The sequence below is a fragment of the Streptomyces sp. NPDC006332 genome, from assembly GCF_040612855.1.
GTDB lineage: Bacteria > Actinomycetota > Actinomycetes > Streptomycetales > Streptomycetaceae > Streptomyces.
Genome location: NZ_JBEXRA010000054.1, coordinates 28,307 through 42,313, shown reverse-complemented (window position 1 = coordinate 42,313; position 14,007 = coordinate 28,307). Strand labels below are relative to the sequence as shown.

Sequence of the window (14,007 nt, the reverse complement as noted above, 5' to 3'; positions counted from 1 at the left end):
TCTCCGACCTTTGTGTGGTCCGCTCTCCGCCGGCGAGCGGGGTGCGGTCAGCCCTTGAGGGCGCCGCTGAGCACGCCGCTGATGAAGTGCCGCTGGAAGAACAGGTAGACGACCACCACCGGGGCGATCACGATCAGGGTGGCCGCGGCGAGCAGCGGTACGTCGACGCCGAACTGCCCGGTGAAGAAGCCCAGTCCGGCGGGGGCGGTGCGGCGGGTCGGGTCCTGGATCAGGATGAGCGGCAGCAGGAACTGGTTCCAGCTCCAGACGAAGTACAGGACGCCCAGGGTGGTCACCGCGGGGCGGGAGCTGGGCAGCAGGATCCGCCAGAGCGTCGCCCACGACGAGGCGCCGTCCAGCCGTGCCGCTTCGATGAGGCTGCGCGGCATGGTCGCGAAGTGGGCCCGCATCCAGAACACCCCGAACGGCATGAACGCGCCGATCTCCGCGAGGGCCAGCCCCGGCACCGTGTTCGTCAGTCCCGCGGCGCGCAGGTCGTAGTAGAGCGGGATGACGGTGCCCTCGGTGGGGATGGACAGACCGAGCAGCAGGTACGCGTAGAGCCGCCCGCGGCCGGGGACGTCCAGGGTGGCCAGCGCGTACCCGGCCAGGGTGGCGCAGATGACCGCGGCCGGCACCACGCACACCGCGATCACCACGCTGGAGCGCAGCAGCGTGCCGAAGCCCGCCGCGGACCAGGCGCGGGAGAAGTTCTCGAAGTGCAGCCCGTCCGGCAGGGCGAAGCCGGTCAGCGGGGCGCCCGCCGGCTGGAGCGAGGCCAGCAGCAGGGAGGCGAACGGTATGAGCACGGCGGCCATGAACAGCGCGAGCACGAGGGGTGCCGCCCATCGCCCGGTGAACGCTCTGGCGCCGGTGGGCGCGGCCCGGCCGGTGGGCGTGCCGGTGCCGGTGGGCGCGGCGGTGGTCGAGGTCACGGTGCCTCCCTGGACAGCCGGTTGATCACCAGGACGGCGAGCGAGATGACCGCCGTCAACGCGATCGCCAGGGCGCTGGCCACACCGACCGCGCCGCCCCCGAAGGCCAGGCGGTAGATGAGGATGCCGGGCACGACGGTGTTGTTGCCCGGGCCTCCTCCGGTGGTGATGTAGATGAGGTCGAAACTGGACAGGGCGGCGATGACGGTGATGGACAGCGCCACCGCGAACTCCGGTCGCAGCAGCGGGACGGTGATCGACGTGAACTCGCGCACCGGGCCCGCCCCGTCCATCCGGGCCGCCTCGTAGATCTCCTGGTCGATGCGCTGGGTCCCGGACAGGAACAGCACCATGCACAGGCCGGAGACGACCCAGGTCCCGATCAGTCCGACGGCGGGCAGGGCCCAGGTGAAGCTGCCGAGCCAGGCGTCGGCGAGGTGGCCCAGGCCGATCGCCCGCAGTGTCTGGTTGAGGACGCCGTCGTCGGCGTACACCCAGCGCCACAGGATGCCGACCGCGACCAGCGGGATGACCTGCGGCAGGAACAGCACCGTGCGGACCAGGCCGGTGCCCCGGCGTCCGGCCCGCCGGGACACGATCGCCGCCGAGACCAGCCCCACCGCGATCGGCAGGACGGAGAAGAACAGGATCAGCGCGCCGGCGTGCCAGGCGGCGGCGCGCAGCTGCGGATCGTCGGCAATGCGGCGGTAGTTGTCGATGCCGACGAAGGACGGGATGGTCACGCCGTCCCAGTCGAACAGCGAGAGGTAGGCGGTGTGCAGCAGCGGCAGTACGGCGAAGAGCGTGTACGGCAGCAGGGCCGGCAGCAGGTACAGCAACGCCACGGCCCGTCTGCGCCGGCGCCCGGACCGTAGCGTGCGGGGGTGTCGGAGCGCGGCGTGGTCCGGCCCGTGCTTCAGCGGCCGCGGGTCGCCGGGAGCACGGGGGGTGCCGGGTGCGCCGGGGACGCGGCCGGGATCGGTCAGTCGGTCGGCAGTGGTCATTTCTTGTGGTAGTTGTCGAAGTCCGTCTGCAGACCGGCCAGGAACTTGTCGGGGGTGACTTTGCCTCCGACGAGCAGCTGCAGCTGGGTGGTGAGGGTGTCGCCCATGGTCGGGCTGGAGGAGTTCTGGATGAACGGCTGCAGGCCGGCGTCCTTGACGATCGCCTGCCAGCCCGCCTGGACCTCGCCGAGCAGTCCGCTCTGGCTGGGCATGGCGCTCGCGTCGGGGGCCATGAAGCCCGCCTTGGCGATGATGGGGGCGGCCTGCGCGTCGGCGGCGAAGTCGAGGAAGGCGGCCGCCGCGGCGGCGTTCTTGGACTTGCTGGACACGCAGTAGTACACCCCGGCGCCGGTGGTGTGCAGCTTCCCGCCGGCGGTGACGGGCGGCATGGTGAAGTACCCGGCCCGCGCGCCCAGGCCCTTGGCGACCGCGGCGGCCGCCCAGTTGCCGCTGATCCGGAAGACGCCCCCGCCCTTGGCGAACGCGGCGGTGGCGTCGTTGTCGCTGACGCCGTTGACCTTCGGGGTGACGTACCCCTTGTCCACCCACCGCTTGAGTGTCTCGGCGGCCTTCTTGGCCTCCGGCAGCACGATGGTGGCGCCCTGGTGTCCGAAGGCCCACGCCTCGCGGTCCTTGGGGTCCAGGTAGGCCGACAGCAGCACGTTGAAGGGGTGGTTGAGTCCGCCGTCGAGGTTGCCGGCGACGAGCGCGGTCTCCCCGGCCGCCTTGGCCTTGGCGAACAGGGCCTCCAGTTCGTCCACGGTGGCCGGGGGGACGGTCAGGCCCAGCTTCTTGGCCTTGTCCTTGTTGTAGTAGACGCCCTCGAACGACAGGCCCGCTCCGACGCCGTACAGGTCACCGGTGCCGACGGTCTTGCCGTCGGGGGTGAGGGTGATCTGGTCCAGGCCGGGGAACTTCTGCGCCCAGCCGTACTGCTTGCCGTACCCGTCGACCTTGAGCAGCAGCCGGCCGGGGATGAGGTTCTGCATGCCGGGGGTGAACTGGGCGATGTCGGGGGCGGTGTCGGCCGACATGGTGGTGTTGATGCTCTTGAGGTAGTCGTCCCAGCCCGTGTACTGGCGCTTGACGGTGATGTTGGGGTGCTTCGCACGGAAGGCCGCCAGCAGGCCCGGGGTCATGGTGGTGTCGTCGGCGTCGGCGACCAGCAGCGTGATCTTCTTGTCGGCCGGTACGGCGGTGTTGGCGGGCGCGGCGCTGCTCGGGTCGGACGACGAGGCGCCCGGCGTCAGATCACTGCACGCGGTGAGTGCCGCGGCGCCGAGCGCGCCGGTGGCCGTGAGGAAGGTACGTCTCGAAAGGGACGACGGTCTGTGGCTCATGAGGTCTCCCGGGCGTGGCGGGACAGCGGGAGCCGACGGCGGGGCCGGCGGCGGAGGGCGCGTGGAGTGCGCCAGGGAACGCGAGGAGTGACGCGAAGAAGTCGGGCGGCGGCGTGGACGGGCCGGGGTCGCGGCGGGTCCTGCGGGCGGCGGATGTCTCAGCGGTCCGGGAGCGCGGTAGCGCCGTACCCTCATGCCGCGACAGTGCGCTAGTTCGATAAAGCAGTTGCGTTTTATAATCAGAGCGAGTCCGGTCCGCGTCAAGGACTCATGGCTGGATTGTTATCGTCGGGGCGGCCCGCGCCGGTCCCGTCACCCACTGCGCGGGCCACTCCACAGGAGGTTGATCATTGGCCAGGTCCAGGGACCGCTCCCCGTCCACGGCTCCCGCCACGCAGGCGCTGTGGCCGCTCAGTGGGCCGCCGGAGCCGAGGTCCCCCGGCGACGAACTGCCCGCGGTGGTGGGCGTCGCGGACCTGCGCGCCACGAACGCCGCGGCCGTCCTGGCCGCCGTCCGTTCCACGGACCCGCACCCCCGGCTCTCCACCCTGGCCGAGGCAACCAAGCTCTCCCGTCCCACAGTTGAGGCGATCGTCGAGGAACTGACCGACCGCGGCCTCATCGAGGTCGCCCCGGCCGTCTCCGCCCGCGGCCAGCGCTCCCCCGGCCGCCCGGCCCGCCGGTTCCGGTTCCGGCCGCACGCGGGCTTCGTCGTCGGGGTGGACGTACGGCCCCGGTCGGTCAGTGCTTGTCTGGCCGACCTCGACGGCCGGGCGGTGGCCGTCGAACGCAAGGCGGTCCGCGCCGACCTGGGCGGCCCGGCCCGGGCCCGCGCGGTCGTCTCGGTGGTGCGCGACGCGATCGACCGCGCCGGGGCCGACGCCCGGGTGTGGGCCGCGACGATAGGCACCCCCGGGCTGGTGGACCGGAGCAACACCCGTATCCGGCAGGCCGACAACCTCAAGGGCTGGGCCGAGACGGACGTCGTCGCCACCCTCCGCGACGCGCTCGGCTGCCCGGTCGCCGTGGAGAACGACGCCAACCTCGCCGCGCTCGGCGAACAGTGGCGCGGGGTCGGCGGCTCCGCCGACGAGATGGTCTTCGTGCTGCTCGGCGAACGCCTCGGCGCCGGCGTCATCACCGGCGGGCGCCTGCTGCGCGGGCACCGCGGCGCGGCCGGTGAGATCGGCTTCATCCGCTTCCCCGGCAGCCCCTCGTCACGTCCCGGCCTCGAACCCCTGGACGGCGCCGCCCCGGACCGTGAAAACCCCGGTCGGCACACAGGCGCCGACCTCGTCCGGGCCGCCGCCGAGGGGGATCCGCACGCGGTCTCGGCCATCACCTCGTACGGGCGGCGGCTGGCCGCCGGGATCGCCCCGGTGCTGCTCGCCCTCGACCCGGCCGTGGTGGTGCTCGGAACCGGCCTCTTCGCCGATCCGGCCCTGCTCCCGGCGGGGGAGATCCTGCTGAGCGCCACCGAGGAGGAAGCCGGCAGCCTCCTCGTCGACCTGCCGCGGTGGCGGCTGTCCTCCCTGGGCGACGAGGCCGTGATCACCGGCGCGGTACGTTTCGCCCTCTCCTCCGTGGAAGAGGTGCTCCGCACCCGACCGACCCTCCTTCCGGCCGGGGGGCAGTGAATCCGGCGCGCCCGGCAGGCGACACGGCGGCCACTGCTACCGCAGCGCACATGTACCAGCCAACCACGCACACGTGTCCGACGATATATGGGTATCAATCCTCAGAAAGGTGATTCAGCGGTTTCCCTGAGGAGGGATGCCATGGCCAAACGCCTGGTCATCTGTTGCGACGGAACCTGGAACCTCGCCGACCAACCGAGCAAGACCAATGTCGCCAAGCTCGCCCTGGCGGTACGCCGCCGCTCCGCCGTGGGGACGGAGCAGCGCGTGTACTACCACGACGGTGTCGGCACCCGTCGGTGGGAACGCCTGCGGGGCGGTGCGTTCGGCGTCGGGCTGTCGCGGAATGTCACCGACGCCTACCGCTTCCTCGTCGAGAACTACGAGGTCGGTGACGCGCTGTACCTGTTCGGGTTCAGCCGGGGCGCGTTCACCGCCCGTAGCCTGGCGGGCCTGGTGCGCAACTCCGGCATCCTGCGCCGCGAGAACGCCGGCCGGCTGGAGCAGGCCTGGACCCTGTACCGCGACCGGACCGAGAAACCGACCGGCACGGCCTCGACGCTGTTCCGGCGGGCGTACTCGTACGAGACGGAGATCCGCTTCGTCGGGGTCTGGGACACGGTCGGCGCCCTCGGCATCCCCGCCCCGGGCCCCCGCTGGATGCAGCCGGCGGTGAACCTCGTCAACCGCCGCTGGGCCTTCCACGACACCCAACTCAGCACCTGGGTCAACGGCGCCTTCCACGCGCTGGCCATAGACGAACAGCGCACGGCGTTCCGGCCGACCCTGTGGCAGCAGCGTCCCGGCGCCGAGGAGCAGGGGCAGGAACTGAAACAGGCGTGGTTCACGGGGGTGCACTGCGATGTCGGCGGTGGCTACCCGGAGACGGGCCTGTCCGACCTCACCCTGCTGTGGATGATCCAGCAAGCCCTCAGATACGGCCTCGAGTTCGACTGGGAGGTGCTCGGCGCGGCCCCTGCGGGCGTGACGGACCCGGACGGGGGCGTCGACTTCAGCGTCCGCCCCGCCGTCACGGGCAAGCTGCACGACTCACGGACACTGATGTACAAACTGAGCCCGCCCCTCCATCGGCCCATCGGAGCGGAGGCGGACGGCAAGGGCCGCACCGACGGGCGGGAGTGCCTCTCCGCGACCGCCGAGGAACGCCACGCCGACCCGCACGCGAACTACCATCCGCCGGGCCTCGACGCCTACCTCGCCAACCATCCGAAGGCGGACCGCGAACCGGTGCCCCGGTCGGTCGCCGAGGCTGCCGTCCCGTGATCTGAGGGTGGCTCAGGCAACGCTGTCTGAGGAGGCGCCGCGTTGGGTGAGTCTGCCTCCCGGCATCGCGGTCTCCTTCATGGTGCGGGTCTCCAGGACAGCGTTCACTCCCAACTCATTGCAACGAACGGCAAGGGTCATTGCGTTAGACGTCAAAATCATTGCAACGAATTTGACGTCTCTACCTGCAATGTTGGCGATTCATCGCAACTAACTCGTTGCCGAATCGAGAAATGCAACGTAGCTTTTCCATCGTCGGAAACAACGAGACGAAGGAAAACATGATGCAGAAGTTCGACACCCCCGCCCCGGTGACCGCTGTCCTCGACATCCCCGTCGGCCGCATCCAGTTCATCGCCGCCGACCGGGCCGACACCGCGGTCGAGGTCCTCCCCGCGAACGCCTCCAAGAGCCGCGACGTGAAGGCGGCGGAGCAGACCGAGGTCGTATACGTCGACGGCGTCCTGCGGATCAAGGCCCCGGAGGCGAAGAACCAGATCCTCGGCCCTTCCGGATCCATCGACGTGACCGTCCAGCTGCCCGCCGGCTCCCGCGTCGAGGCGAAGGCGTCCCTCGCCGAGCTGCGAGGCGTAGGACGCCTCGGCGACGTCTCGTTCGAGGGCGCGCAGGGCACGGTCAAGCTCGACGAGACCGCGAGCGCCCGGCTGACCCTCCAGTCCGGTGACGTCTCGGTCGGCCGCCTGGGCGGCCCGGCACAGATCAGCACCCAGAAGGGCGACCTCCGCATCGCCGAGGCCGTGCGCGGCACGGTCACGCTGCGCACCGAGGCCGGCGAGATCTCGGTCGGTGCCGCCCGCGGAGTCTCCACCTCCCTGGACGCCGGCACCTCCTACGGCCGGATCCACAACGCGCTCAAGAACACCGAGGGCGACGACGCCACCCTGACCATCCACGCGACCACCGCCTACGGCGACATCAGCGCCCGCAGCCTGTAAGAGGGCGCCCCGCGGCGATCGAGTCCGTCAGTCGAAGCTCGTAACAGTTCTCAAGGGGTACACCACCATGTCCATCATCCTTACCGACCAGGACCGTCCGGAGCTGCAGAAGGCCATCGAGGAGATGGTCGAGTCCGGCTTCACCGGAGTGGCGATGCGCGTGCACGACGAGCGGGGCGAGTGGGTCGGCAGCGCCGGGGTGCGCAAGCTGGGCGAGACCGCGAAGCCGCCGACGAACGGGTACGTCCGGATAGGCAGCAATACCAAGACCTTCACCGCGACCGTAGTGCTGCAACTGGTGGCCGAGGGCACGATCGGGCTGGACGCCCCGGTAACCGACTACCTGCCCGAGTTAGGGCTGGACCGGAAGATCACGGTGCGGATGCTGCTGCAGCACACCAGCGGGGTGTTCAACTTCACCGGCGAGTACTACGACGACGGGACGTTCGCGCCAGGGATCCCCGCAACGACCGCGGGCCAGGAGTGGGTGGACAACCGGTTCAGGACCTACCGGCCGGAAGAACTGGTACGGCTGGCATTGTCCAAGCCGGCGCGGTTTGAGCCGGGGACGGACTGGAGCTACTCCAACACCAACTACGTGCTGGCCAGGCTGCTGATCGAGAACGTCACCGGCCGCTCGCTCGCCGAGGAGATGCAGCGGCTGATCCTGGGGCCGCTCGGGCTGTCGGACACCGTGGTGCCGGACACCAGCCCGGAGATCCCCGAACCGCACACCCACGCCTACTACCGCTACGAGGACGCCGGCCGGCAGAAGACGGTCGACGTCACCCGCCAGAACCCCTCCTGGATCTCCACTGGCGGAGATATGATCTCGACCGCCCAGGACCTCCACACCTTCATCTCCGCGCTGATGGGCGGCAAACTCCTGCCGGCCTCGCTGCTGGCCGAGATGTGCAAGCCGCATCCCAAGGTCGGCTACGGCCTGGGGGTGTTCGTGCAGGACGCGGGTGAAAACGGCGGCACCGTCATCACCCACAACGGCGGCATGGCGGGCCACGCGGCGCTGATGTACAGCACGCCCGACGGCAGCAAGACCCTGACGGCCGCGCTGAACTATGTCGACGACGCCGCACTGTCCATGGCGGAGGCATTCCAGAAGGCAACACAAGGACTCGTCAAGGAGGTGTTCGGCGGCGGGCAGGCAGCGGCTGATGCAGCTCATCCGGCTCAGTAGGGATTCTTGGCGGCCGCGCGTTGGCGTCGGTCGCCCATCATCGGAGCTTCTTCGTGCTCGCAGTACTTCTCCTTCCTGGCGCGCTTCGCGCCTTCCTCCCCGCCCTGATCGGTCGGTCCGCTCTCGCGATGGGTGGTCTTGCTCTCCTCCTCGCCGTCCAGGGCAGTACGGGTTCGTACACGCAGGCCGGTTTCGCAACAGCGGTGTTCGGCATCGCCAACGTCATCGCCGCCCCCTGGCGTGCCCGGGCCGTCGACCGATTCGGTCAACGGATCGCGCTCACCACGATGGCCTCGGGCCAGGCCTCAGGGTTCATCGCTCTCGCGCTGATCACGGAAGGCGAGGGGGTTGCACCGATGTGGTTCCTCGTGCTCAGCGCGGTGGTCGGCCTTACAGCGCCACCTCTGGGGGCGGCGATGCGAATGGTCTGGGCATCACTCACGACGGCCGGTGACCAGCGAACAAAGGCATTCAGCATCGACGCGGTCTGCGAAGAGCTCCTTTTTGTCGGTGGTCCCGTCATCATCACCTCGGTCATCGTGGCCAGTTCTCCCAGCACCGGGCTCTGGGTGACCGCGGCAGCGGTCGTCTTCGGCACTGCGGCGATGACGTCCAGTGCGTCGTCGGGAGCGCTGCGCGGAACAGGAGGCAGTGGCGCGCGAGGCGATCGCCCCCTACGACAGCCAGGTTTCGCAAGGGTGTTGATCGTCCTGTCGGGCGTCGGTGGAGTCTTGGGCGTCGCGGAGATCGCAGCGCCGGCCGTCGCCGCGCAACGTGATGCTGTCGCGGCTTCGGGCTGGCTCCTGGCGGCCTTTGCCGGCGGAAGTGCTCTCGGAGGCCTCCTCTATGGGCAGCTGAACCTCAAGGCGGGAATCGGCAAGAGACTGTTCGCCCTCTGCGTCAGCATGGGGCTTGCCGCGGTGTTCGTGTCCCAGTTGGACACACTCGCTCTCTTCGCCGCGGGCCTCGCCCTCGTCGGCCTCTTCCTCGCCCCGTCCCTCATCACCGGATACCTCATTGCCGACACCATCGTTCCGGACACCAGCCGGACGGAAGCGTCGACATGGATCAACACCTCCGTAAACCTCGGAGCATCGCTGGCATCCGCCGCGGCTGGATTCGTCATCGACAGGTCCGGCGCAGGGCTTGCCCTCTTGCTCATGGGCGCGATCGCTCTCACGCTCGCCTCCGCCGGGCCCTTCACCCGGCTGCACAAGATCAAGTCGCCTGCAGACCATGCTCCCGATCCTTGCGAGCACGTCTGATCAGCAGCCACCGGCCTCCCGAGTGGTCAGACAGGCCCTCCGGCGCGTAACGGCGGCAGCGGGTGCGGGCCGTCTGCCACGGCCGACACACGCGGCCGTCCTGTCGCAGCCCGGGAGCCCCGGGCCCGGCAGGCCGGGGTCCGGCCGGAAGGGCGACACCGGGCGGAGTTAGCATCCGCTGCATGACGACTGCAGACAGCAACGGTGTTTCCTCCTCCCCCCTCGACGTCGAGATCGGTGCCCTCACGGGCGGTTCCGCGGACCTCTCCCAGTACGCCGGCCAGGCCGTGCTGGTGGTGAACGTGGCGTCCAAGTGCGGGCTGACCCCGCAGTACACCGGACTTGAGCGGCTGCACGAGCAGTACGCCGGCCGTGGCTTCACGGTGCTCGGGGTGCCCTGCAACCAGTTCCTCGGGCAGGAGCCCGGCAGCGCCGAGGAGATCGCCGAGTTCTGCTCGGCGACGTACGGCGTGACCTTCCCGCTGACCGAGAAGGCCGAGGTCAACGGGGAGGGCCGGCACCCGCTCTACGAGCGCCTGGTCGGGTTCGCCGACGCCGAGGGGCACAGCGGGGACATCCGCTGGAACTTCGAGAAGTTCCTGATCGGCCGCGACGGCGAGGTCGTGGCGCGCTTCTCGCCGCAGACCGAGCCGGAGTCGGCGGAGCTGGTCGCGGCCGTGGAGAAGGCGCTCGCCTAGCAACCCTGAGCACACTCTCGGCAGCTGTTGACCTTGCCCCTGGGGCAGGGCGGAGCGTCCTCGTCACCGGGCGGAAGAGCCGCCCGGCGACGGAGGATGATCCGGTGGACGACGAAAAGCTGCTCACCATCGGCGCGTTCGCGGCGCGGGCCCGTCTCTCGGCCAAGGCCCTGCGGCTGTACGACCGGCTCGGGCTGTTGGTCCCGGCTCACGTCGACGAGGTCAGCGGTTACCGCTACTACCGCGCCGGCCAGGCGGAACGCGCCCGGCTGGTGGCGATGCTGCGGCAGCTAGACATGCCGCTGGCGCGGGTCGCCGAGGTGACCGAGGCGGACGGGACGCAGGCCGCGGACCGGCTGGCCGCGTACTGGGCGGACGTCGAGAGCCGGGTGGCCGCGCAGCGCACGCTCGTGGAGTACCTCCGTGCACGACTGTCGGGGAGGAGCTCCGAGATGTACGGGAAGTTCGTGGTCGAGACGGTGGACGTGCCGGCCCAGCTGGTGATCACCGAGAAGCGGCACACCCTGGCCGACGAGCTGCCGGCCTGGATCGGCGCGTCGCTCGGGCGGCTGGAGGAGGCGGCCCGGGAGTGCGGGGGCGCGGCGGGGGTGCCGTTCGTCGTCTACCACTCCGAGGTGTCGATGGAGAGCGACGGTCCGGCCGAGTCCTGCGTGCCGGTGACCGACGAGGCGGCGGCCCGGGCCTGGGCGGAGCAGCGGGGGCGGGCCTGGCAGACGACGGTACGGGTGGAGCCGGCGGCGCGGCTGGCGTACACCCGGATCACCAAGGCGCAGGTGGCCCATCCGCAGATCCTGGCCGCGTTCGAGGCGGTGGAGGAGTGGATGGCGGCCCAGGGTCTGCGGCCGACGGGGCCGTGCCGTGAGGTGTACTTCGCGGACTGGGACGCGGCGGGCCCCGAGGACCCGGTGTGCGACGTGGCGTTCCCCGTGGGGTGAGGGGACTTGAGCCGTCGCCGGTCGGCGGCGCGCCGGTCGGGCCGCGCGCTTGGTGCGGGCAGAGCCGAGCCCCCTCGGCAAGGACGGCGATCTGGTCGAGAGGGCTCGTGGCATGGTGCTTGTGTAGTTGTCGGTGACGCATTCGGCTCGGGGGCGGGGCCAGGAGGAACCGCTCCCCTACGCCTTGACCGAGGCCACGAAGACGTTCCAGGCGTCCGCGGGGAACCTCACCTTGACCCCCTCGGGGCCGACCTTGGTGTCCCCCACGTCCAGCGACGTCTCAGTGGTCGACCTGACCATCACACAGGCGCCGTTGTTGTTCGTGTAGGAGGACGTCAGCCACGTTTCGGTGGCACCCAGGCGAATTGCCATGTTGTTTGCTCCGTTAGGCAGTAGCACTGTTCGAATTGCGCCAACCTTTACTGATCGTTGGCGTGATCGACGCTACTCGCCGCCCTTCCCTTTCGGAGCAGTCGTTCACTCTTCCGTGTGGCATATTCCAGGGGAGTCTTCCAGGCAGGTCCGGCCGCGTGTACTATCCGGCGCTTCCGCCTGGAAAGGCTCAACCGGCGTACTCCCGGGCGTACTCCTTCGCCACGTCCTCGATCAGCTGACGCGACTGGTCGACGTTCAGCGCCTGGGCCCGCAGGTGCTCGTACATGACCGTGTACTTCTGCACGTCCTGCGCCTTCTCCAGGTACAGGTCGCTGGTGACGCCCTCCATGTACACCACGCTCGAGTCGGCCGCGTCGGCGAACTCCAGGATCGAGTACTGCCCGTTGATGCCCGGGTGCGCTCCCACCTCGAACGGCAGCACCTGCACGGTGATGTGCGGGCGCTGGGACACCTCGGCCAGGTACTCCAGTTGTTCGCGCATCACCTGGCGGCTGCCCACGACGCGGCGCAGCGCCGCCTCGTCCAGCACCACCCACAGCCTGAGCGGTTCGCCCGCCGTGGCGATACGGTCCTGCCGCCGCAGCCTGACCTGCGCGCGCTTGTCGATCTCGGTGTCCGACGTCTCCGGCGAACCGCCCCTGATGATGGCCTCGGCGTAGGCGCGGGTCTGCAGCAGGCCGGTGATGATCTGGGGCTCGTAGACCCTGAGCGACTCCGCGTCGGTCTCCAGACCGATGTAGACGCTGTACGGGATGTCCCCGAACGCGTGCCACCAGCCCTGCTGCCGGGAGTCCTTGGCCATCTGCATCAGCGACTCGACGATGCGCTGGTCCTCGACCTCGTAGACCCCGCACAGGTCACGGACGTCACGCTGGCTGATGCTGCGCCGCCCGTTCTCCAGGCGGCTGATCTTCGACTGGGACACCAGCAGCCGCTCGGCGACTTCCTCGGCCGTCATGCCCTTGAGCTCACGGAGCCGGCGCAGCTCCTGGCCCAGCCGGCGTCGCCTGACAGTGGGATTGACATTGGACGCCACGGGACGTGCACCTCCGGCTGCGTGCCTCATACTTGCCACTTTGCGTATCTGCTGCTGAGCAGACTGCCACCAAGGTGCTTACTACCGCTGGGAAACGGTGGATATGCGCTGGGTGCACGGGTGTTGAGGCATTTTCGGCCGCCCGCTCGGAGCCGGTTTCTCGCTGGGGCCGGACATGCGGCCGCGCGGGGCGGCGGGCCCGTCCCGTCCGGTTGTCCGGACGTACGGTCCCGTCACCCCGCGCGGACCAGCGGCTCCCGAACCGGTCTGGGGACTGCGGTGCGGCGCTCGGCGGTGCGTGGTGCCCTGCTGGCGCCCTGCTGTGGCGCCTCGGTGCTGTAGGTCGTGCGGTCGTGCGGTCGTGCGGTGCCGTGGGACTGTGGCTCAGTGGGCCACGGCGCGCGCCATGGGTCCGCGGCGCGGTTGCATCGGAACGCCGTGCGCGGGTTCCGGTGCGGGCCTGGCTCCGGGGGCGACCTGACGGCCGGCCGGTGCCGGGCTGCGGCGCGGCTGGACCGCGACGCCGTTCTGGACGTCCATCACGGCGTGCGCGACGAGACCGCCCATGGGGTCGTGCCTGATGAGATCCCTGAGCCGGGAGCGGGAGGACCGCCCCTCGTTCCCCGGGTACAGATGCTTGCCGAGGCCCACCGCGTGCGCCAGTGCGGCGAGCGCCGCGGTCCGCGGGTCCGGCGGTACGCCGGTGCGGATCGCGGAGTCCAGTCGGGATCTGATCTCCCGGCTGATCTCGGTTTCCGTCGCCTGGTAGCGAGTCGTCGGCAACACCCCGCACATCTGGCCCGCCACGGCATGCACCATGCCGCACCGCTCCAGATACGAGAGGTAGGTCTGGCGCAGCCCGAGACGCGGCCCGCCAATCCAGTGGACGGCCCGTACGGGAGCGCCACGCCTTCGCAGCAACTCCAACGCGCAGTCCAGTGTTGGATCTCCAGTCGGCCGTGGGGACACCACGGCGATACGATCCCCGTCTGGGGCTATCCGTCCGGCCAGCGCCAGCTCCACTAGCTGTGCTCCGGCCAGACCAAGGTCGAGCGACTGCGGCTGTGCGGTGGTACCCGTGGTCGGGTCCAACGCCAGCAACAGAAGCTCCTCCGGAATGGTTCTGCGGCTCCTGCCCATCCATGCCTCCCCGCGTGGATGAATGACAGGGTGACCCCTCTCACATTGGTCTGTCGAGGGTGCGTTACCTGTTTGTGAGGGAACCGGTAGGTATGTCGTTCTCGTCTACCGGTTCGGTCAAGACCGTACACAGGACACTGGTACACGGTCCGGTCATCGCCTCAA

Annotated in this window: 13 protein-coding genes; 7 read left to right on the top strand and 6 right to left on the bottom strand. The window is 69.9% G+C overall.

The window, feature by feature from the left end; all coding sequences use genetic code 11:
* Positions 1–47: 47 nt before the first annotated feature.
* From ABZ027_RS34915 to ABZ027_RS34905, 3 genes are read right to left on the bottom strand one after another with little or no spacing between them, the layout of a single operon-like run.
* On the bottom strand, positions 48–935 hold the full coding sequence (locus ABZ027_RS34915) for a carbohydrate ABC transporter permease (protein WP_356775499.1): 888 nt from the start codon (positions 933–935) through the stop codon (positions 48–50).
* Positions 932–1,939: a sugar ABC transporter permease gene (locus tag ABZ027_RS34910; RefSeq protein ID WP_356775497.1), complete on the bottom strand. Its 1,008-nt coding sequence runs from the start codon at positions 1,937–1,939 to the stop codon at positions 932–934. The genes ABZ027_RS34915 and ABZ027_RS34910 overlap by 4 nt, the downstream gene beginning before the upstream one ends.
* On the bottom strand, positions 1,936–3,279 hold the full coding sequence (locus ABZ027_RS34905) for an extracellular solute-binding protein (RefSeq protein ID WP_356775495.1): 1,344 nt from the start codon (positions 3,277–3,279) through the stop codon (positions 1,936–1,938). Before ABZ027_RS34905 ends, ABZ027_RS34910 begins: the two co-directional genes overlap by 4 nt.
* A 350-nt stretch (positions 3,280–3,629) precedes the next feature.
* On the opposite strand from ABZ027_RS34905, the gene ABZ027_RS34900 reads away from it, so the two are divergent.
* From ABZ027_RS34900 to ABZ027_RS34870, 7 genes are all read left to right on the top strand, one after another.
* On the top strand, positions 3,630–4,916 hold the full coding sequence (locus tag ABZ027_RS34900; protein ID WP_356775494.1) for an ROK family transcriptional regulator: 1,287 nt from the start codon (positions 3,630–3,632) through the stop codon (positions 4,914–4,916).
* A gap of 141 nt (positions 4,917–5,057) precedes the next feature.
* A complete protein-coding gene (locus tag ABZ027_RS34895; protein ID WP_356775493.1) occupies positions 5,058–6,200 on the top strand; it encodes a DUF2235 domain-containing protein in 1,143 nt (380 codons plus the stop codon).
* A 233-nt stretch (positions 6,201–6,433) separates the two neighbouring features.
* On the top strand, positions 6,434–7,156 hold the full coding sequence (locus ABZ027_RS34890) for a DUF4097 family beta strand repeat-containing protein (protein ID WP_356775491.1): 723 nt from the start codon (positions 6,434–6,436) through the stop codon (positions 7,154–7,156).
* Positions 7,157–7,223: 67 nt separating this feature from the next.
* On the top strand, positions 7,224–8,351 hold the full coding sequence (locus ABZ027_RS34885; protein ID WP_356775489.1) for a serine hydrolase domain-containing protein: 1,128 nt from the start codon (positions 7,224–7,226) through the stop codon (positions 8,349–8,351).
* A gap of 128 nt (positions 8,352–8,479) precedes the next feature.
* The gene (locus ABZ027_RS34880; protein ID WP_356775487.1) at positions 8,480–9,616 is read left to right on the top strand and encodes an MFS transporter; all 1,137 of its coding nucleotides are present in this window, start codon (positions 8,480–8,482) and stop codon (positions 9,614–9,616) included.
* A 182-nt stretch (positions 9,617–9,798) separates the two neighbouring features.
* Complete coding sequence (locus ABZ027_RS34875) at positions 9,799–10,314, top strand: glutathione peroxidase (protein ID WP_356775485.1); 516 nt, start codon at positions 9,799–9,801, stop codon at positions 10,312–10,314.
* A gap of 104 nt (positions 10,315–10,418) precedes the next feature.
* A complete protein-coding gene (locus tag ABZ027_RS34870; RefSeq protein WP_356775483.1) occupies positions 10,419–11,270 on the top strand; it encodes a MerR family transcriptional regulator in 852 nt (283 codons plus the stop codon).
* A 177-nt stretch (positions 11,271–11,447) separates the two neighbouring features.
* On the opposite strand, the gene ABZ027_RS34865 is transcribed toward ABZ027_RS34870, so the two are convergent.
* The 3 genes from ABZ027_RS34865 to ABZ027_RS34855 all read right to left on the bottom strand — a co-directional run bounded on the left by ABZ027_RS34865 (position 11,448) and on the right by ABZ027_RS34855 (position 13,842).
* Positions 11,448–11,642 carry a DUF397 domain-containing protein gene (locus ABZ027_RS34865; RefSeq protein ID WP_356775481.1) on the bottom strand — a complete coding sequence of 65 codons (195 nt, stop codon included), beginning with the start codon at positions 11,640–11,642 and terminating at the stop codon, positions 11,448–11,450.
* A 190-nt stretch (positions 11,643–11,832) separates the two neighbouring features.
* Positions 11,833–12,702, bottom strand: a complete 870-nt coding sequence (locus ABZ027_RS34860; RefSeq protein WP_356775479.1) for a helix-turn-helix transcriptional regulator — start codon at positions 12,700–12,702, stop codon at positions 11,833–11,835.
* Between the two features lie 384 nt (positions 12,703–13,086).
* Positions 13,087–13,842: a GPP34 family phosphoprotein gene (locus ABZ027_RS34855; RefSeq protein WP_356775477.1), complete on the bottom strand. Its 756-nt coding sequence runs from the start codon at positions 13,840–13,842 to the stop codon at positions 13,087–13,089.
* Positions 13,843–14,007 lie beyond the last annotated feature (165 nt).

Excerpts from the sequence above, each read along its gene's own strand:
- ABZ027_RS34910 (WP_356775497.1), bottom strand. The coding sequence starts at position 1,939 with ATGACCACTGCCGACCGACTGACCGATCCCGGCCGCGTCCCCGGCGCA.
- ABZ027_RS34905 (WP_356775495.1), bottom strand. The coding sequence starts at position 3,279 with ATGAGCCACAGACCGTCGTCCCTTTCGAGACGTACCTTCCTCACGGCC.
- ABZ027_RS34895 (WP_356775493.1), top strand. The coding sequence starts at position 5,058 with ATGGCCAAACGCCTGGTCATCTGTTGCGACGGAACCTGGAACCTCGCC.
- ABZ027_RS34890 (WP_356775491.1), top strand. The coding sequence starts at position 6,434 with ATGCAACGTAGCTTTTCCATCGTCGGAAACAACGAGACGAAGGAAAAC.
- ABZ027_RS34885 (WP_356775489.1), top strand. The coding sequence starts at position 7,224 with ATGTCCATCATCCTTACCGACCAGGACCGTCCGGAGCTGCAGAAGGCC.
- ABZ027_RS34880 (WP_356775487.1), top strand. The coding sequence starts at position 8,480 with ATGGGTGGTCTTGCTCTCCTCCTCGCCGTCCAGGGCAGTACGGGTTCG.
- ABZ027_RS34875 (WP_356775485.1), top strand. The coding sequence starts at position 9,799 with ATGACGACTGCAGACAGCAACGGTGTTTCCTCCTCCCCCCTCGACGTC.
- ABZ027_RS34865 (WP_356775481.1), bottom strand. The coding sequence starts at position 11,642 with ATGGCAATTCGCCTGGGTGCCACCGAAACGTGGCTGACGTCCTCCTAC.
- ABZ027_RS34855 (WP_356775477.1), bottom strand. The coding sequence starts at position 13,842 with ATGGGCAGGAGCCGCAGAACCATTCCGGAGGAGCTTCTGTTGCTGGCG.